This window comes from Pseudoduganella ginsengisoli, assembly GCF_009720865.1.
GTDB lineage: Bacteria > Pseudomonadota > Gammaproteobacteria > Burkholderiales > Burkholderiaceae_D > Rugamonas > Rugamonas ginsengisoli.
Map to the genome: position 1 here is coordinate 289184 of NZ_WNLA01000005.1, position 18861 is coordinate 308044.

At 60.9% G+C, this 18861-nt stretch carries 9 protein-coding genes; 5 read left to right on the top strand and 4 right to left on the bottom strand.

All coding sequences use genetic code 11. From position 1 onward, the window contains the following. Positions 1 to 160: 160 nt before the first annotated feature. Positions 161 to 9445, bottom strand: a complete 9285-nt coding sequence (locus GM668_RS11265; protein WP_155439041.1) for a beta strand repeat-containing protein — start codon at positions 9443 to 9445, stop codon at positions 161 to 163. Positions 9446 to 9618: 173 nt separating this feature from the next. Between GM668_RS11265 and nudC the strand changes: the two genes are divergently transcribed. The 3 genes from nudC (at position 9619) to GM668_RS11280 (ending at position 12502) form a co-directional block, all read left to right on the top strand. Then, on the top strand, positions 9619 to 10446 hold the full coding sequence (gene nudC, locus GM668_RS11270; protein ID WP_155439042.1) for an NAD(+) diphosphatase: 828 nt from the start codon (positions 9619 to 9621) through the stop codon (positions 10444 to 10446). 73 nt (positions 10447 to 10519) lie between these two features. Beyond that, complete coding sequence (gene folE, locus GM668_RS11275; protein ID WP_155439043.1) at positions 10520 to 11086, top strand: GTP cyclohydrolase I FolE; 567 nt, start codon at positions 10520 to 10522, stop codon at positions 11084 to 11086. A gap of 3 nt (positions 11087 to 11089) precedes the next feature. Continuing rightward, positions 11090 to 12502, top strand: a complete 1413-nt coding sequence (locus GM668_RS11280; protein WP_155439044.1) for a thioredoxin family protein — start codon at positions 11090 to 11092, stop codon at positions 12500 to 12502. A 122-nt stretch (positions 12503 to 12624) separates the two neighbouring features. Here GM668_RS11280 and GM668_RS11285 read toward each other — a convergent pair whose 3' ends face one another. Both GM668_RS11285 and GM668_RS11290 read right to left on the bottom strand, forming a co-directional pair. Then, entirely contained in the window at positions 12625 to 14355 is a 1731-nt protein-coding gene (locus tag GM668_RS11285; protein ID WP_155439045.1) for a M28 family peptidase, read from the bottom strand. Between the two features lie 42 nt (positions 14356 to 14397). Next, entirely contained in the window at positions 14398 to 15294 is an 897-nt protein-coding gene (locus GM668_RS11290) for a LysR family transcriptional regulator (RefSeq protein WP_155439046.1), read from the bottom strand. A gap of 190 nt (positions 15295 to 15484) precedes the next feature. On the opposite strand from GM668_RS11290, the gene GM668_RS11295 reads away from it, so the two are divergent. Beyond that, positions 15485 to 15862: a DUF4148 domain-containing protein gene (locus tag GM668_RS11295; protein ID WP_155439047.1), complete on the top strand. Its 378-nt coding sequence runs from the start codon at positions 15485 to 15487 to the stop codon at positions 15860 to 15862. Positions 15863 to 15999: 137 nt separating this feature from the next. On the opposite strand, the gene GM668_RS11300 is transcribed toward GM668_RS11295, so the two are convergent. After that, positions 16000 to 16428 carry a hypothetical protein gene (locus GM668_RS11300; protein WP_155439048.1) on the bottom strand — a complete coding sequence of 143 codons (429 nt, stop codon included), beginning with the start codon at positions 16426 to 16428 and terminating at the stop codon, positions 16000 to 16002. 148 nt (positions 16429 to 16576) lie between these two features. On the opposite strand from GM668_RS11300, the gene GM668_RS11305 reads away from it, so the two are divergent. After that, positions 16577 to 18861, top strand: a 2285-nt coding sequence (locus GM668_RS11305; protein ID WP_155439049.1) for a CHASE3 domain-containing protein, incomplete at its 3' end; no start/stop codon positions are given.

Consider the following 18861-nt stretch of genomic DNA (forward strand, 5'->3'; position numbering starts at 1 on the left):
TCTATTATCGGCTGGCGTGGGCTATTCTAAACCAGAAACAAAGGGGTTGTGGGGGGCTTTCTTGCGACTTTCCCCTATGACAGCACCCCTTTGTGGCGGGGGCGCCAAAAGAAAAAGCGCCGTTCCCGCGAACGGGAAACGGCGCTTGGGTTGCGGCTGCTTATTTGTTTGGCAGCGCCAGCCAGCCAGTGTGGCCTTGCTTCAAGGTTTGCATGCTGTCCGGACGGTCCACCGGCGCCGTCGACAACAGTGGCGCATGGGCGTCAAAGTCGCGCATCGCATCGGCCATTTGCTGCACGGCCGGCGCCATCGCGCTACCAGTCTGATCCAGCTTCAGCTTCGGTGCCGCCGCGGCTGTATCGATGGCCATCTTGTAGCTCGACAGTGCATGCGACATGCCGGATACCTGCGCCGACATAGCCGAGGCCGATGTACGGAACCACACGTCCGCTGTTGCACCGGTGCTGCCATCGGTCTTCGTGTAGCTCGACTTCAAGCCCACGATATTGCCGTGGTCGGTGTCGCTGCTGGTCTGCGCGGCAATCGACAGCGACGCGATATCCAGGTTTTGCAGCGTATGCAATTCGCCGGCCGTGCTGGCGCCATCGCCGTTTTCATCGATCCACACACGCAGCTGGCCAAACGCTGCGTCACGGCTGTCGATGACGCCGTCGGCATTGCTGTCGAGCGCAGCCAGTGCCTGGTAGCCATCGGTGGCATTGCTGCCATCGGCCAGTTTCGTATGGTCGCCGAACAATTCCGAACCATCGTTGATGATGCCGTCATTGTTGCGGTCCAGCGCCAGCAAGCCATCTTTCGAACCAACCCAGCCGGTGGCGATTTTCTCGCCGGACGCATTGATGTCGAATTGCACACCCTGCGCCAGGCTGACCGTGGTCACGCCATTGCCATCCAGGTCCAGCACCAGCGGCGTCGAGTAATACGTCGAGCCCGATTCCAGCGCCATACGCTGGTCCGTCGTCATGGCTGCTGCCTGCGTAGCGCTGAAGGCGTTGGCCTGCGTCCGGCTCATGGCCGCGATGTCTTGCGTTTCCAGCGCCGTGATTTGCAAGGTGGTGAACGACGAAATCATCAAGGTGCTGAGGGCGCCTGCCTGCGTGACGGTCAAATCGGCCACCTGTTCAGTGGTCATGGCCTGCACTTGCGTGGCTTTCAGCGCCTGCAACTGGTACGTGTTCAATGCATTCCATTGCGTGATCGGCAGCGACGAAATCTGCAAGGTCGTCAGTGCCGCGACTTGCGCCGTCGTCATGGCATCGACCTGGCTGTTGCTGAGCTGTGCTAGTTGCGTTGCGCTCAGTACCGATGTCTGGCTGGCTTTCAGCGCGGCAATCTGCTTCGTGGTCAGGTACGTGATCTGCGTGTCCGTCAGGTACGTGATCTGGTCGGTGCTGAGGTTGCTGATTTGCGACGTATTCATCACCGGCACTTGATCGCTGTTCAGCGCGCTGATCTGGTCGACCGTCCACACGGCCAGTTGCGAATTCTTCAGCGCAGCAATCTGGTTGGTGGCCAAGGTGGCCGCCTGCGTAGCGGACAGCGACGCAATTTGCGTATTGCTGAGGTTTTGAATTTGCTGCGTCGTGAAGCTGGTCAGCTGCGTATCCGACAAGATACCGATCTGGTCCACCGTCAGCGCCGTGATCTGGCTGACCTTGATGGCCTGGATCTGGTCTGCCGAGAACGCCAGCAATTGCGCATTGGTCAGCGCCGTGATCTGGCTGGTCGACAGGTAGCCGATCTGGGCCGTGGACAGTGCCGTCACCTGGTCCGTCGTCACCACCAGCATCTGGTCGGCCGTCAGCGCCGCGATTTGTGTGCTGGTCAGTGCCGGCACCTGGTCGGTGGTCAGTGACGGGATTTGCGTCAGCGACAGGGTGCTGATCTGCAAGGTCGACAGCGATGCAATCACGGCCGTACCCAGCGCCGCCAGGTTGCTCGTTGGCAGCGTCGCCAGCACGCCCGCATCGAGTGCGCGGATTTGCGTGCTCGACAAGGCGTTCATCTGGTCGCTCGTCAATTCTGCAAAGTTGGCCGTATCCAGCGCGGCCATTTGCAGGGTCGTCAGCGAGCGCACTTGCAAGGTCGTCAATGCGGCAACTTGCGCCGTGTTCAAGCCCATGAACAGCGTGCTGTCCAGCGAGCTGATTTGCTTGGTGGTCAGCGACGACAAGTCGATGGTTTCCAGCGCGTTCAACTGGTCGCTGGACAGGGCGTTCAATTGCGCGGTCGTCAGCGATGCTGCCTGCAACGTCGTCAATGCCGCCAACTGCGTATTGCTCAAGCCATCGGCCAGTGTAGTGGCATTCAGGCTGGCAATGGCCGTGCTGGTCAGCGAACTGATTTGCAAGGTGTTCAGCGTATTGATCTGGTGCGTACTGAAGCCGCCCAGCTGCGTGCTGGTCATGACGCCCAGTTGCTCGGTATCGAGCGCGGCCAGGTGGTCATCTTGCAGTACCGAAATTTGCAGCGACGTCAGCGTGCGGATGGCCGCCGTGTTGAAGGCGGCAAATTGCGTATCCGTCAAGCCCAGTTCGATCTGGTCCGTTGTCAGCGCAGCCACGGCCTTCGTGCCCAGCGCCGCCATTTGTACGGTGGACAGCACGGAAATCTGCAGGCTCGTCAGCGACGAGAATTGCAGCGTAGACAGCGCGTTCAACTGTTGCGTGCCCAAGGTCTGCAATTGCTCGGTCGTGATGCCATTGGCCAGTTGCGTCAGGCTCAGGCCGGCCAGCGCTGTCGTTGACAGTGCATTGGTTTGCAAGGTCGTCAGCGACGACAGCAGCGTTGCATCCAAGGTCGACATTTGCAGCGAGCTCAGCGCGTACAAGTCGGACGTTTCAATCGCCGCCACTTGCACGGACGTCATCGCAGCGAACTGGTCGCTGGTCAGCGCGCGCGCTTGCAGCGTCGTCAGCGCGGCAATCTGCGCCGTCGTGAAGCCTTCGGCAATTTGCGTGGCCGTCAGGCTGGCAATTTGCTTGGTGTTCAGCGCGCTGGTCTGGTCGGTCGTCAATGCCGCCAGCTGTTCAGACGTCAGCGCCTGCAATTGCGTGGTTTTCAGCGCATTCAAGTCATTGGTTTCCAGGCCCACGACTTGCGTGCTGGTCAGCGCGGCCAGTTGCGTCAGGCTCAAATTCGCCACTTGCTGCGTCGTCAATCCTGCCAGCTGGTCGGACGTCAGCGACGCCATTTGCGTGGCGTCGAGGCCGGCCAGTTGCACGGTGGTCAGCAGCGCCAGGTTGTCCGTGCCCAGGGTTTGCACTTGCAGCGTGGACAGGGCGCCAATTTGCGTGCTCTTCAGCGAGCGCAAGTCATTGGTTTCCAATGCGGCCAACTGGTCCGTCGTCAAGGCCGTTACCAGGTCCGTATCCAGCGTGGACACTTGCAGCGTGGTCAAGCCGGCGATCTGATCGCTGGTCAGGTACGCGATGTGGACGCTGTCCAGCGCGTTCAATTGCAGCGTGGTCAGGCGCGCCAGATTGTCGGTTTCCATTGCCGCCAATTGCACTGACGTCAGCGTACCCAGCTGGTTGCTCGACAGGCCCGTGGTTTGCGCCGTGGTCAGCACAATGATCTGGTCGCTGGTCAGCGCTTGCAATTGTGCGCTGTCGAGCACGTTCAATTGCGTAGACGACAGGTAAATGATGTCATCCGCACCCAGGCTCACTAGCTGGTCGCTGGTCAGCGCCATGACTTGGCTGGTTTTCAATGCCACCAGGTCTTCCGATTCCAGTGCAACGACCTGGTCGGTGGACATGGCCGCCAACTGTTCCGTTGCCAGGCTGGCCACTTGCGTGGACGTCAGCGCTTCCACTTGCGTCGTCAGCAACTGGGCAATCTGTCCGCTGGTCAGGTAATTCAATTGCGCCGTCGTCAGCACGGCCACATCGTCTACCGTAATGGCGCGCAACTGTGTGCTGGTCAGCGCTTGCAGCAGGCCAGAGTGCAGCGCCAGCACTTGCCTGGTCGTCAGCGCATCGATCTGCGCCGTGTTGAATGCGTTCATCTGGTCGCTGGCCATGGCAGCCAGCTGGCTGGTGGTCAGGTTCGGGATTTGCGCAGCCGTCAGCATGGAAATCAGGTTGCTGGTCAATACCATTGCCGGGTTGTACGCCAGCACGGCCAGGTCTTCCGGTTCCAGCGCATTCAACTGGTCGGACGTCAGCGCCTGCAATTGGAGGGACGTCAGGGCGCTGGCCTGGTACGTGGTCAGCGCCACCACCTGGTCGGTCGTCAGCGCAGCGACTTGCGAATCCGCCAAATTGGCGATTTGCTTGGTGGTCAGTGTCGCGATGTCATCGAGTTCGATGGCGCGGATTTGCGTCGACGACAAATCCTGCACCTGGTCGGACGTCAGTGCATTCAACTGGTCGGACGTCAGCGCCACGATGCGCTCCGTCGACAGGCCGGTCAACTGCGTGGCGTTGAGTGCGCGGATTTGCAAGGTCGTCAGCGCTTGCAACTGGTCGTCATTCAGCGCTTCCAGCTGGGTGCTGCCCAGGTAGCCGATTTGCGTCGTCGTCAATGCCGCCAGGTCTTCATATTCGAACACCTTCAACTGCGCCGTCGTCAGCGCCAGCAACTGGTCGCTGGTCAGCGCGCGCATTTGCAGCGTGGTCAGCGTCGTCAGCTGGTCGTTGCTCAGGGCCGTCATCTGCAAGGTGGTCAGTGCGGCAATCTGGTTGGTTTTCAGCAAAGCGAAATCGTCCAGCTCCATCGCGCCCAGCTGCGCCGTCGTCAGCGACGACACTTGCAGCGTATTGAGCGAACGGATTTGCGACGACGTCAGCGCCACGATCTGGTTCGTCGTCAGCGCCGTGAACTGGTCGGTGGTCAGCTGCGTCAATTGCAGCGACGTCAGCGCCTGCACTTGCGAATCTTGCAGCGACACCAGTTGCAAGGTCGTCAGTGCCGCCAGCTGGTTGGCGCGCAACGTGGCCAGATCGGCGTCTTCCAGTACGCGCAACTGGTCAGTGGTCAGGGCCACGATCTGGTCCGTCGTCAGTGCGCCCACTTGCAGGCTGGTCAGCGCAATGATTTGGTCATTGGTCAGGGCGCGGATCTGCGTGCTGGACAGATACGACAGCGGCGTGATCTTGATGACAGCCAAGTCTTCCACTTCAATGGCGGCAATGCCGGCCGTGGACAGGCCAACGAGCTGCGTGCTGGTCAACGACGCCATTTGCAACGTCGTCAGCGCCACAACGTGGGCGGTATCCACGTTTTGCATCTGGTCGCTGGTCAGCGCAATGAGTTGCGATGCCTTCAGGCTGGCAAAGTCGTCCACTTCCATGGCGTTCAGCTGGTAGCTGGACAGGGCTGCCACTTGCGCCGTCGCCAGGCTGGACACTTGCAAGCTCGTCAGCGCGACGATTTGCGCGGAATTAAAGCCGGGCAACTGCGTGCTGTTGAAGGCCGTCAACTGCGTGGCTTTCAAGTTCTGGATTTGCACGGTGTTCAGTGCACCGATCTGGTCCGTACTCAGCGTGGCCAGCTGGTTGGTCTTCAGTGCGGCCAGGTCATCGGTTTCAATGGCGGCGATCTGGTCCGAATTGAGCACGCTGACTTGCAGCGTGGTCAGCGCAGCCGCCTGGGCTGTATTGAAGGCCGCGATGTGCGTAGTGTCGAGGCCGGACACTTGCCACGTATTGAGCGCGGCAATTTGCGTGACTTTCAGGCGCGAGAACGATGCCGTGGACAGGCTGTCCAGCTGCAAGGTCGTCAGGCCGACGATTTGATTGGTGCTCAGCGCCGTCAACTGCACGGAATTCAGCAAGCCCAGCTGGTCCGTCGTCAGTGCCGAGAATTGCAGGCTGGTCAGCGCTGCCATCTGGATCGACGTCATCGCCAGCAACTGGTCCGACGTCAGCGATGCAATATGGTCGGTAGACAGGCCGGACAGTTGCGTGGATTTCAGCGCGGCGACGTCATTGGTTTCCAGCGCGCGGATCTGGTCCGTGTTCAGCGACGAGATTTGCAAGGTGGACAGGGCGCCCACTTGCTGCGTAGTCAGTGCCGCCAGCAGGCTGGACGACAGCGTACCGGTCTGGTACGACGTCAGCGCGGCAACCTGGTTGGTGCGCAGTGCGGCAAAGTCATTGGTTTCCAGCGCGCCCAGCAAGTCCGTCGTCAGGGCGGACAGCTGGTTGGTGCGCAAGTTCGCTACTTGTGCCGACGTCAGCTGGACAATGTTGGCAGCCGTGACAGCATTCAGTTGCGCAGACGTCAGCGCGCCGATTTGCAAGGTCGTGATGGCGCGTACCTGGTCCGTGTTCAGCGCCGTGAAACTGTCGCTGCCCAGCGCGGCCAGCTGATTGGTTTTCAGCGCCGCCAGGTCATTCGATTCCATGGCCGACGTCTGGTCGGACGTCAACGTGGCCACTTGCTGCGTGGTCAGGGTCGATGCTTGCAACGTGGTCAGCGCCGCCACCAGCGTGGTCGACAGCTTGGCAATCTGGTCCGTCGTCAGCGCCGTCGTCTGCAAGGTCTTCAGCGCGGCAAAGTCATTGGTTTCCAGCGCCGCCAACTGGTCGGACGTCAGCACGGATACCTGGCGCGTATTCAAGTTCGCCGCCTGCAGCGTGGTCAACGCCGTGATCTGGCTGGCCGTCAGGTTTTGCATTTGCTGCGACGTCAGGCCGGCGATTTGCAGCGTGGTCAATACCTGGAATTGCGTCGTGGGCAGGCCGGCCAGCGTGTCGGTGCCCAACACGGCGATCTGGTTCGAACGCAGCGCTTGCAAGTCCACGGTTTCCATTGCGCCCAGCTGGTCGCTGTTCAGCGCAGCCACCTGGCGCGTGCCCAGGTTCGCTACTTGCAGCGTCGTCATGCCGGCCATTTGCGTGGTCGTGATGGCGCCCATTTGCAGCGAATTCAGCGCGTTCAGCTGGTTGGTCTTCAGCAGCGAGAACGTGGTGGTCGGCAAGACTTCCAGCTGCGTATTTTGCAGCGCCGCCACTTGCGACGTGGTCAGCACGGCGATTTGCGTCGAACGCAGGCTCAGCATCTGGTCCGTGGACAGGGCGGAAACTTGCGCCGAGCTCAGTTGCATAATCTGCAAGGTGCCCATGGCAGCCAGTTGCAGCGTTGGAATCAGGGCAACGGAATCGCTGGTCAGCGCCGCCAACTGATTCGACTTCAGCGCAGCGAAGTCATTGCTTTCCATTGCAGCCAGCTGATCCGTGTTCAGCAGCGACACTTGTTTGGTCGTCAGCATGCCCACTTGCACCGTCGTCAGTGCGGCCACCAGGTTGGTGCCCAGCGCGCTGACTTGCACGCTGTTCAGCGCAGGAATCTGGTTGGATTTCAGTACTGCAAAGTCATTGGTTTCCAGTGCATTGATCTGGTCCGACGACAGCGACGTCAACTGGCGCGTATTCAGCGACGATACTTGCAGCGTGGTCAGCGCGGCAATCTGGTCGGACGTCAGTACCGACAATTGCAGCGTGCTCAGCGCGCCCAGTTGCAGCGAATTGAGCTGGACAATTTGCGCGGTGGACAGCGATGCAATATTGTCGGTGGACAGGGCGGCAATCTGGTTGGTTTTCAATGCCGCCAGGCCGCTGCTGGCAAATGCCGCCAGTTGCGCCGTATCGAATACGCTCAGTTGCAGCGTGGTCAGTGCGGCAGCTTGCAGCGACGTCAGGTTGGCAATCTGGCTGCTGGCCAAGCCTTGCACCTGGCCCGTCGTCAACACCGCCAGCTGGTTGGTTTTCAGGCTGCGCAAGTCGATGGTTTCCAGCGCATTGAGCTGGTCGGACGACAGCGCCTGCATTTGTTTCGTGGACAGCGAACTGGCTTGCAGCGTATTGAGCGCCACCACCTGGTCGGTGCTCAGCGCCGACAGCTGTACCGACGTCAGCGCCGCCACCATTTGCGATTGCAGGCGGTTGAAGTCAATGGTTTCCAGTGCATTCAACTGGTCGGACGTCAGCACGGCAATCAGGCGCGTACCCAGCGCATTCACTTGCAGGCTGTTCAACGCAATGACCTGGTCCGTCGTCAGCGCGCGCGCTTGCAGCGACGTCAGCGCCGACAGTTGCAAGGTCGTCAATGCGGACGCTTGCGCCGTACCCATGCCGGCAACAGCGTCGGTCGACAGGGCGGCCGACTGGTTGGTTTTCAGGGCAGCCAGCGTCAGCGACGGCAATGCCGCCACCTGGTCGCTGGTCAGCGCGCGCACTTGCCTGGTATCGAGACCCGCCGTCTGCGTGGACTTCAACACCGAGATGTACGACGTGTCGAGCGCCGTCAATTGCGGCGTGGTCAGGGCGGCCAGCTGCGTCGATTTCAGCGACGCAAAGTCAACCGTCTCCATGGCTTCCAGCTGGCTGGTCAGCATGGTCGACAATTGGCGTGTGGTCAGGTTCGAGACTTGCAGCGTATTCAGCGCAGCCACTTGCGTGGCGTCCAGCGCTTGCACCTGCTTGGTCGTCATGCCCTGGACTTGCAGCGTGTTCAGCAAGCCCAGCTGGTCGGACGTCAACGTGCTGACCGTGGTGGTGTTCAGTGCGGCGATTTGCTGGGTCTTCAGCGACGAAAATGCCAGCGTATTCATGGCAGCCAGCTGCGTCGAGCTGATGCGCGCCATTTGCAGCGTGGTCAGCGCCGTCGATTGCACGGAATTGAACGTGCCCATTTGCGTGGCGCTCAGCGCCTCGATCTGGACCGAATTCAAAATCGGCATTTGCAGCGACGTCAGCGCAGCCAGGTCCACGGTTTCCAGCGCATCGACCTGGTCGCTGGTCAGCGCGTTCAACTGGCTGGTCGACAGGTTACGGGTTTGCAGCGTAGTCAGCGCGGCGACGTGGGAATCGTCGAGGGCGCGCACTTGCGTCAGCGACAGGCCGGCCAGCGCTTGCGTATTGATGGCGCCAAAGTCGCTGGTTTCCATCGCATTCAACTGCGACGTGGTCAGCCCGGCAACCTGGCGTGACGACAGGGCCGCAGCCTGCTGCGTCGTCAGGCCGGCCAGGTTGGCGTCGCTGATGGCGGCCAGTTGCTTGGTCGTGAAGGCATTGATCTGGCGGGTGCCGAAGCCGGAAATATCGGTGGCGTCGAGCTGGTAAATCTGCAGCGTGGTCAGCGCGCCGATCTGGATCGACGTCAGCGCGTTCAACTGGGCGCTGTCGAAGCCTTCCGTGAACTGGCTGGACGACAGGGCGGTAATCTGGTTCGTGCCCAGGCTCGACAGCTGCAGCGTCGACAAGCCACCCAGCTGCGTCGTGCTCAGCGTCTGGATGCCTGCCGTCGTCATGGCTTTCAGCGTGTTGCTGTTGATGGCCCGCAATTGTGCTGTGTTCAGCACTTGCACCTGATCTGTTGTCAATGCGGCAATGTCCTGCGTGCCCCAGACAGCAGTCTGGGCCGTGGTCAATGCGGCAATTTGGGCAGTGGTAAATGTGGTGACGATCGAGGCCATTTTTTATCTCCTAACAGCAATATATCTTACCTGCAATCGGAGTGAAATTGAGAGAAGGGCGAAAAAAGTACGTTAAATCTTGGTCTGGAAACAATGACTTAGCGCGTACTCATTAACAATTTAAATAGAAGTCGGGTTATGCTTGGCTTAATGTTTTTTTAAAATTACTGACCATGTTGAAAACTCCACAGTCTTTTTATCCAGCGATAAATCAACCACCTCACATAGGGGAAACCCGCATCTTTTTGTTCCACGCCGGCCGGGTCTTGCTGCGTACTGCCGACCTGTCGTTGCCTGGCCTGGATGACGGACTGTCAATTGACCCGTCGGCAACTCATCATGTTGGCGTGTGGCAACAAACACTTTACCAGACTTCGTGGACAAATAGTGACGCTGTGCAACAACCAGATTTTTCGTGGCACAGCCTGCGATCGCTGTTAGGCGTGCTGGACGGCGAGTTCCTGGGGTTGGCCGGCCGCGCCTACCAGTTGGCGGAGTGGGCCCGCACGCACCGCTATTGCGGCGCTTGCGCCACACCCATGCAACCGTCTGCCAGCGACCGTAGTTATGTTTGTCCCGCGTGTGGCATGACCGCCTATCCGCGCATTTCCCCCGCCATGATGGTGTTGATACGCAAAGGCGCGCAGTGCTTACTTGCCCTGCACGCCAATGCCCCCTATAAACGGTTTACGGCACTGGCAGGATTTCTTGAGGCCGGTGAGTCCGTGGAAGAGGCAATTCATCGGGAAGTCTTTGAAGAAGTGGGATTGAAGGTGCATAACTTGCAATATTTCGGCAGCCAGTCGTGGCCTTTTCCCCACTCGCTGATGCTGGCGTTCACTGCCGACTACCTGGAAGGGGAGATCCGCGTCGATCCGACCGAGATTGCCGAAGCGCGCTGGTTTGGGCCGGACGACGAGTGGCCGGAGCGGCCGGCCGATGGGGCCATGGTGTCGATTGCGTCGGCGCTGATCAACGCGCATCGTCCTCCGGGTAAATAAATGGCCGCCTCCGGTGGCGGCGCGCTGTTTTCTATATACTGGCGGCAATCGCATTTTTTATGGCTGCACATTTATGACCAAAGAAGCATTTAGTGAACAGGACTGGCGCCGCTTCCTGGCCAGTCTGGGCGAAGACCCGGACCGTCCCGGCTTGCTGGAAACGCCGCACCGCGTGTCCAAAGCATGGAAGCAATGGACGGCAGGCTACGAACAAGACCCGGCCGAACTGTTGAAAGTGTTTGAAGACGGCGCCGAGCAATACAATGAATTGATCGTGGTAAAAGGCATTCCTGTCTACAGCCACTGCGAACACCACCTGGCGCCATTCTTTGGCAAAGCCACCGTCGGTTATGTCCCGAACGGCAAGATTGTCGGTTTGTCCAAGCTGACCCGCCTGGTGGATTGCTTCTCGCGCCGCCTGCAAGTGCAGGAGCGCATGACGCAGCAAATCGCCAATGCGCTGATGGATGCGCTGGAACCGAAAGCTGTCGGCGTGGTGGTGAAATGCCGCCACCTGTGTATGGAAAGCCGCGGCATCCGTACTCCCGGCGAAGAAACCGTGACGTCCGCCATGCTGGGCGAATTGCAGCCGAACCTGGCGCTGCGCACGGAATTTTTAGCCCTGGCGCGCGAGGCTTAAAAAATGGGCGGCGCGGCAATCGAGTGGCAAAGCGGCGATTTATCCGCCGCCTTCAAACTGGCGGCCGGTAATGGCCGTCCCCTGTTCCTGTACTGGGGCGCGGGCTGGTGCCCGCCGTGCAACCGCGTCAAAGCGGATATTTTCAGCCGTTCGGATTTTGCGCAGCGCATGCGCAACTTGCTGCCATTCTGGCTCGATGGCGATGCGCCAGGCGCGCAGGCGCTGGCCGCGCAATACCGCTTGCGCAGCTACCCGACGCTGGTGCTGTTCAGCCCGGAAGGCCGTGAAATCACGCGCTTGCCGTGCGAACTCGATGGGGAACAATTTATTGCCGCGCTCGATATCGCGCTGGCCGCGCAACATACGGCTGCCGCGTCGCTGCAAGCGGCGCTGAACGGTTCCCGTGCACTGGATGAAGCCGAGTGGTCGTTGCTGAGCCTGTATTCGTGGGATACCGACGAAGGCAATTTGTCGTCGGCGGCGGAACAGCCTGCCGTGCTGGCGCGGCTGGCGGCGGCCTGCCCACCGGGCGATGCATGCGCCAAGGCGGCAGCCCGCCTGCACTTGCACGCGCAAGTGGCAGCGGCGGGGCGGATTGCCACGGGTGGCCCGGCCGGCAATGCGTCGGCCAGCGCTGCGCAGGCTGCGGCTGCCATTGCGGCAGCGGCAGACCGTTTATTGGCCGTGTTTGGCGACCCGCATCTGGCGCGCGCCAATATGGACATCCTCGTCAACAGCGGCGTGAATTTGATCAAGTGGTCCGGCGCCCGCCAGGCGGAACTGGTGAGTGCACTGGGCCAGGCGGCACGCGGCTTTGCTGCGGACCCCAGCCTGTCAGCCGGCGACCGTTTGATGGCCGTGCGTTTGCAAATGCGCATGGTACGCATCGGTGCACCGGCTGACGGCATGGTGGACCTCGTGAAGCAGACCGTGGAACAGGTGCTGGAAGCGGAAGCCGACCCGTATGCACGCCATACATTGGTCAATACGGCCGTCAGCGCATTGAATGACGCGGGCTTGCCGCAGCAGGCGGAAGCGTTATTGCAGTCGGAACTGGTGTCGTCGCATTCGCCGTATTACTTCATGCTGAGCCTGGCGTCGGCAGCGCGCCGCCGTGGCGATACGGCAGGGACGCTGCGCTGGTATGAACAAGCGTGGGCAGCGGCGGAAGGCAGCGCTACGCGCTTACAGTGGGGCACGACGTATTTGACCAGCGTGCTGGATTTGACGCCGCAGGATTTGCCGCGCATCGAGGCGGCGGCAGCGGAACTGGCGCAGGAAATTGCCGGCAACCCCGATGCCTACCAGCAGCGCAACCGTACGCAATTGCAGCGGCTGGCCAGCAAGCTGGCGCTGCTGACGGTGCCGGGGCCGCATGCGAGTGCATTGCAGCGCACGCTGACCAGCAACCTGTAACCGTAAGGCGGGTTTTATGGGGGCGCCGAGCCAAACCCGCCTGCGTCCGCCGCGTTGACGCTGGCGGCGGCGTTTTAAAAGCCGCCCTAAGGAATCGCACTGGGGGCCAAGGCTGGCCCGGTTTACTTTGCTGTTTCGCGCACCGATTTGAATTCCGCCCAGGCTTTCCATTGCGGCCCAGCTGCATCTTGCGCCGCACGGTACCCCGCCTGGAACAGTAATTCCGCATCCTGCGCCGCGCCCGCCATATCCCAGTCCGGCTGCACCGTATCATTGACCGTGTGGTAATCGCGCGCAGTATATTGCGCCAGCTTGGCCGCCTGGTTGGGCGCCTTGCCCACGTAATCCACACCGCCCTGCGTAAAGATCACCGGCACGCCCGAACGGGCAAATTCAAACTGGTCGCCCCGGTAAAACATGCCGGACTCCGCATGCACTTCCGGCTTCACGACCCGGCCCTGCGCCTTGGCCGCCGCCATTACCAGTTCATCCGCCGCGGACTTGCCATGGCCGGACAAGATCACGTCGCGCGTCTTGCCCCACACATTCATGCCGTCGAGGTTGATGGTGACGACAGTCTTAGCCAGCGGCAGCACCGGATGGCGCGTATAGAATTGCGCCCCCAACAAACCCCGTTCTTCACCCGTGGTCAGCACGAACAGCACTGTGCGCTTGGGCGCTTGGGCGGGCGGCAGCGCTTTATACGTGCGGGCGATTTCCAGCAGCGCGGCAACGCCGGTGGCGTTATCCAGCGCGCCATGGAAAATCTGTTTCGACCGGGGCCCTGGCAACGTATCGTCAATGCCGAAATGGTCCCAGTGCGCCGTGTACACGACTGCTTCATCTTTTAATTTCGGGTCGGCGCCATCGATCTTGCCCACCACGTTGTGCGACGCCATGTCGCCCCACGCATTGGCGACGGCCATATTGACGGTCACGCCCAGCGGCACCGGCTTGAAGTCGCGCGACAGCGCGGCTTTCTTCAGCGTGTCGAAATCATGTCCGCCGGCCTTGAACATGTCGCGCGCCCGCGCCAGGCTCAGCCAGCCCGGCACCGGCGGTAAACCCGGCGTATCGCCCTTGACCTTGATGCCGTAATTGCCGCGCCCGAAGCTGTTGCGCACGACGTCATAAGGATAGCCTGCCGCCTTCGTCTCATGCACGATCAGCGCGCCGGCCGCCCCCAGCTTCGCTGCCATGGCGAACTTGTAAGTCCAGCGGCCGTAATACGTCATGGCCGCACCGCCGAATATGGCGTCGTCCAGCTTGTTTTTCTTCTTCGGATCCGGCAGCGGCGGATCATTGATCAGCATGACCAGGGTCTTGCCTTTTAAATCCGCCCCCTTGTAATCATCCCACTGGAATTCCGGCGCCGTCACGCCATAGCCGACAAACACCAGCTCGGAATTGGCCACGCTGACCTTGCGTTCTGCGCGCATTGACCAGGCAATGAAATCTTCCGGATAAGCCAGCGCCACGCTCTTGCCGCCCACTGCCGCATAGGACAGCGCCGGCGTTGACTGCATATACATCATCGGCACGTTTTGCAGGTAGCCGCCATCGGGCATGGCTGGCGCAATGCCGGCTTTCTTGAAGACTTCCTGCAAATAGTTGACGGTGACGGTTTCACCCCGGGAACCGGGAGCGCGGCCTTCGAATTCATCGGAGGCCAGCGCCTGCACGTGGCGCAGCATGGCGGCGCCATCGATTTTTACGGCAGGCTGGCCGCTGTGGGATTCAGGACGCTGCTCCGCGCGCAGCGTGTGCGCGACCGGTGGCGCTGCCGCATAGACTGGAAAAACAGCCGGTACGGACAGGGCCAGCAACAGGGCAAAAGCTGGGCGGGAAGGCATGGTCATCTGGAAATATTGCTCAAAGTATCTATTGTGTCACAGTTATTCCAGCTGCATCACTTGCGCCAGCCAGTCGACAAATACCCGCACCCGGGGTGACAAGTGCCGGTTATGCGAGTAAACAATGGAAATCGGCAGCGGCGCCGGTCGCCATTGCGGCAAGACTTCTTCCAGTTCACCACACGCCAGCAAGCCATCGAGCCCCGCACGCGGCATCTGGATCAGCCCCAGTCCCGCCCGGCAGGCCGCCAGATACGCTTCCGTGCTGCTGACGGACACGCGGCTGCGCAGCGCCAGGGTTTTCACGGCGCCATGTTCATCCACATATTCCCAGGGAAAATCGCGCCCCGTCAGGCTGGAAAAGTAATTGACCGCCTGGTGGCGGGACAGTTCCGCCGGCGATTGCGGACGCCCATGCGCGTCCAGGTAACTGCGCGCCGCCACGTTGATTTGTTCCATCTCGCCCAGGCGGCGCGCAATCAGCGTGGAATCGCGCAGCACGCCGCTGCGGATGGCGCAATCAATGCCTTCGCCGGCCAGGTCGGCCATGCGGTCGTTCGAGCCCAGCCGCACGTCGATGTCCGGATACTGGCGCAGGAAATCCGGCAGCGCCGGTATGACCGTGTGGTGCGCGGCCCGCTCCGGCAAATCCACACGGATGGTGCCCGACGGCCGCCGCCCATCGCCTAAAAACAGTGCATTGACATCTTCCAGCTCGCTGAGCAGGGCAGTGCAGCGGTCCAGGTAAATCATGCCTTCCACGGTCAGGCTGACTTTGCGCGTGGTCCGCTGCAGCAGCCGCACGCCGAGTTTTTGCTCGATTGCTTGCACGGCATTGGTCACGGTCGGACGGGGCAACTCCAGTTGTTCCGCCGCCTGCGTGAAACTGCGGGCGTCGGCAACAGCCTTGAAGATGTGCATGGCGCGGAACTGGTCCATTGTTAAGCTTGGCCGAATAAAGTGAGTTGAACAGCATTATTTGTTAGCAAAACTCACCATAGCATAATGGCCCTGTCCCTACCAATTCATCGGATTATCGAATAGTTGTGTACAGATTTTTGCGCTTTTTTATCGGTTAATTCAATCCTATGATGGGTTCATCGACAACATCTTCCTGAAGGAGCCCATCATGAAAGCCCAATTCCTTGCTACCGCCACCCTGTTGCTGGCCACCGGCGCTGCTTTTGCCCAGTCTGACGTGTATGAATTCGTGCAGCAAAACCAGCAACAGAAATCCGCCTTGACCCGTGAACAGGTCAAAGCCGAAGTGTTGCGCGCCCGCGCCGCTGGCGAGCTGGACTTCAATGAAGGTAACTATCCACCCGTGCAGCACACGGCATCGGCGTTGACCCGTGAACAAGTGAAAGCAGAAGTGCTGGCCGCCCGCGCCAATGGCGAGCTGGATTTCCAGGAAGCGCAATACAACGGGTTCTTTGATGCGCGCTATACGCCGCGCCAGCAGGCAACGATGACGGCCACGGCGAAAGCCAAAAAGGCCGCGCAGTAACCACGTGAAGCCGGGCGGGTTTGACGGGAATGCCGAGTCAAATCCGCGGGGCCGCCGAGGCCATGCATGCGTCCACGTGGCGCGCGCATGGCGGCCTCGTAGAGTCCGCCCTACGCATTTGACGCCAGTGGCACGGTTTAATTTGCCGGGGCTGCGGCCGGCGCCGCTTCTTCAAACACCAGCTTGTTCTTGGCATCGACCTTGAACGTCCCCACCTTGTCCCCCGTCACTGGCCCGCCTTCGCCGATCAGTGCGCAGTTTTGCGTCTCCACTTGCCACACCTGGTTGCCATTGCGCAGGCTCCAGTGGTTTTCTGGCTGGGCAAAGACTTCCAGGTCCACTTCATCGACCAGCATTTCCCCCAGCGGGATCTGGCGCTGGCAGTCCGGCATGCGCGTGGCCACGAGAATCACGCGGACATTGTCGTTCCAAAAGTAATCCTGCTGGCGCCGTACCGACAACGTGTGCTGGTTGCTGCCTTTGTCCACGTAATACGTGGCGCTGTCGCGCGCGCAGGCTGTCAGCAGCAGGGGGAGCAGGGCAATAAGCGAGGTGGACAGGCGCATGGCAAACGGGCAAAGTTGGCAGGTCAGTCCATTATAGCCAGCCCATTCCGGCAGCGGTACAGCTGCCCGCACGATTGCCTGTGGCGGTGCGATAAAAATTGCATTTGGACTAAACTTGTGGCTCTCAAGCGAAAACCCAGACTTCACCATGACCGGCTCCACACCGCAGGACGACCGTAGTTTCCGCCGCATCCTGAACCGCAATATCACGCTGCCGCTGGTGGCCGGCATCGTCAATGTTGCTGTGTTTATTGGTTTGTTGCTGTACCTGCTGAATGTGCTGTCGTGGGTGGAACACTCGCAGCGCGCCATCAGCCAGGCTAATGAAATCGGCAAGCTGGCTGTGGAAATGGAGTCCGGCATGCGCGGCTTCCTGCTGACGGGCGATGAAGCGTTTCTCGCGCCATACCAGTTATCACGGCCTAAGCTGCAAACGGGGCTGGCCGACCTGCGGAAACTGGTCGAAGATAATCCGCCGCAAGCAAGCCACGTGGCCGCCATCGCGGCCCAGCAACAGCAGTGGGAACGCTATGCGCAACTGGTGATTGATTTGCGCCGCAATGGCGGCGATTACCTGGGCCCGGTGAAATCAGGGCGGGGCAAGCTGGAATTCGATGAAGTGCGTTCGCAACTGCAGCAATTCCTCGTGGCGGAACAGCGGCTGCTGACGGAACGCAGCGATGATGCGCGCACGGTGACCAACTGGTCCGTCGCCTCCTTCCTGATTATCAGCCTGGTGGTGGGGGGCGTACTGGCCATGAATGGCCGGCGCGACATGACGCGTTTGTCCGACTTGTTTGGCGCCGCGCTGCGTGAGCAACGCGAGCATGCGGAACGTTTGCAGGAACAAAGCTGGCTGCGCGGCGGCCAGAGCCAGCTGGCGGAAAAAGGCATCGGCCAGATGGCGCTGCCCCAGTTGTCGGAAGCGCTGCTGCGCTTCCTGTCTGAATACCTGGGCGTGGCAGTGGGCGCGCTGTATGTGCGTGAAGCGGACGGCACCTTGCGCCGCACGGCGGCCTACGGTTATAGCCGTGAGGATTTGCAGCGCGACCCGCTGGTGCTGGCCGGTGAAGGACAAATCTGGCAAGCCGCCGAGCAGCGCCGCCTGATCCGGCTGGACGACGTGCCGGACGATTACGTGCAAATCAGTTCCGCGCTGGGCGCAGCGAGGCCCCGCCATGTGCTGCTGGCGCCGGTCGACAGCAATGGCATTGTCAACGGCGTCGTGGAGCTGGGCTTTTTGCAGGCGCCGCTGCCGCGCCACATCGACTTCGTGAAGCAGGCGGCAGCCAATATCGGCACGGCGATCGACGCCACGCTGGCGCGCCAGCGCCTGGCCGAAGTGCTGGCCGAAACCCAGCAATTGAATGAGGAATTGCAGGTGCAGCAGGAAGAACTGCGCACGGCCAACGAGGAACTGGAAGAACAGTCGAAGGTGCTGGAAGAATCGCAAGCCAGCCTGGAAAACCAGAAAGCGGAACTGGAACAGACCAACGAACAATTGTCGGAACAGGCGCTGGCGCTGGACCAGCGCAACGTGGCGCTGGCTGAAGTGCGCCGGCAGCTGGAACTGCGGGCGCTCGAACTGGAACGCGCCAGCCAGTACAAGTCGCAATTCCTCGCGAATATGTCGCATGAATTGCGCACGCCGCTGAACAGTTCGCTGATACTTGCCAAGCTGCTGTCGGAAAACAGCAGCGGCAACCTCAACGACGAGCAAGTGCGCTTTGCGCAAACCATCTACTCGGCCGGCAATGATTTGCTGAATTTGATCAACGATATCCTCGACATTTCCAAAGTCGAAGCGGGCAAGCTGGAACTCGCGCCGGAACAGTTGGACGTGCGCCATGTGGCGGACAGCCTGGCGCAAATCTTTGACCCCATCGCCCGCGACAAGCAGCTGGCATTCCACGTGGAGCTGGGGCCGGATGTGCCCACCGCAATGTTCACGGACCGCCAGCGTCTCGAGCAAATCCTGAAGAACCTGCTGGCCAATGCCATCAAATTCACGGACCACGGCCAGGTGTCGCTGCGCATTACCGTGGCCAGCGAAGGGTGCCTGTCCTTTGCCGTGATGGATTCTGGCATCGGCATCGCGCCGGAACACCACGAAGCGATTTTCGGCGCATTCCAGCAGGCCGATGGCAGCACCAGCCGCCGATATGGCGGCAGCGGCCTGGGGCTAGCCATCTCACGGGACTTGGCGCGCCTGCTGGGCGGGAATATCACGCTGGCCAGCGCGCCGGGCGAAGGCAGCACCTTTACGCTGGCTTTGCCCGTGTGGTACGTGCCGCAGAAACAGGGCGGCGCCGTGCAGGGAAGTGCAGCGGGGGGCTTGGCGGCGCAACAGCATGGCGCATCGGCTGGCGCTGCAGCGGATACGGCAGCGCCATCGCATGGCGCCGGGGCTGGCGCCGCGCCGGCGGCGCCACC

Bases quoted from the DNA above. Each gene is read 5' to 3' on its own strand.
- GM668_RS11265 (WP_155439041.1), bottom strand. From the start codon at position 9,445: ATGGCCTCGATCGTCACCACATTTACCACTGCCCAAATTGCCGCATTG.
- nudC (WP_155439042.1), top strand. From the start codon at position 9,619: ATGTTGAAAACTCCACAGTCTTTTTATCCAGCGATAAATCAACCACCT.
- folE (WP_155439043.1), top strand. From the start codon at position 10,520: ATGACCAAAGAAGCATTTAGTGAACAGGACTGGCGCCGCTTCCTGGCC.
- GM668_RS11280 (WP_155439044.1), top strand. From the start codon at position 11,090: ATGGGCGGCGCGGCAATCGAGTGGCAAAGCGGCGATTTATCCGCCGCC.
- GM668_RS11285 (WP_155439045.1), bottom strand. From the start codon at position 14,355: ATGCCTTCCCGCCCAGCTTTTGCCCTGTTGCTGGCCCTGTCCGTACCG.
- GM668_RS11290 (WP_155439046.1), bottom strand. From the start codon at position 15,294: ATGGACCAGTTCCGCGCCATGCACATCTTCAAGGCTGTTGCCGACGCC.
- GM668_RS11295 (WP_155439047.1), top strand. From the start codon at position 15,485: ATGAAAGCCCAATTCCTTGCTACCGCCACCCTGTTGCTGGCCACCGGC.
- GM668_RS11300 (WP_155439048.1), bottom strand. From the start codon at position 16,428: ATGCGCCTGTCCACCTCGCTTATTGCCCTGCTCCCCCTGCTGCTGACA.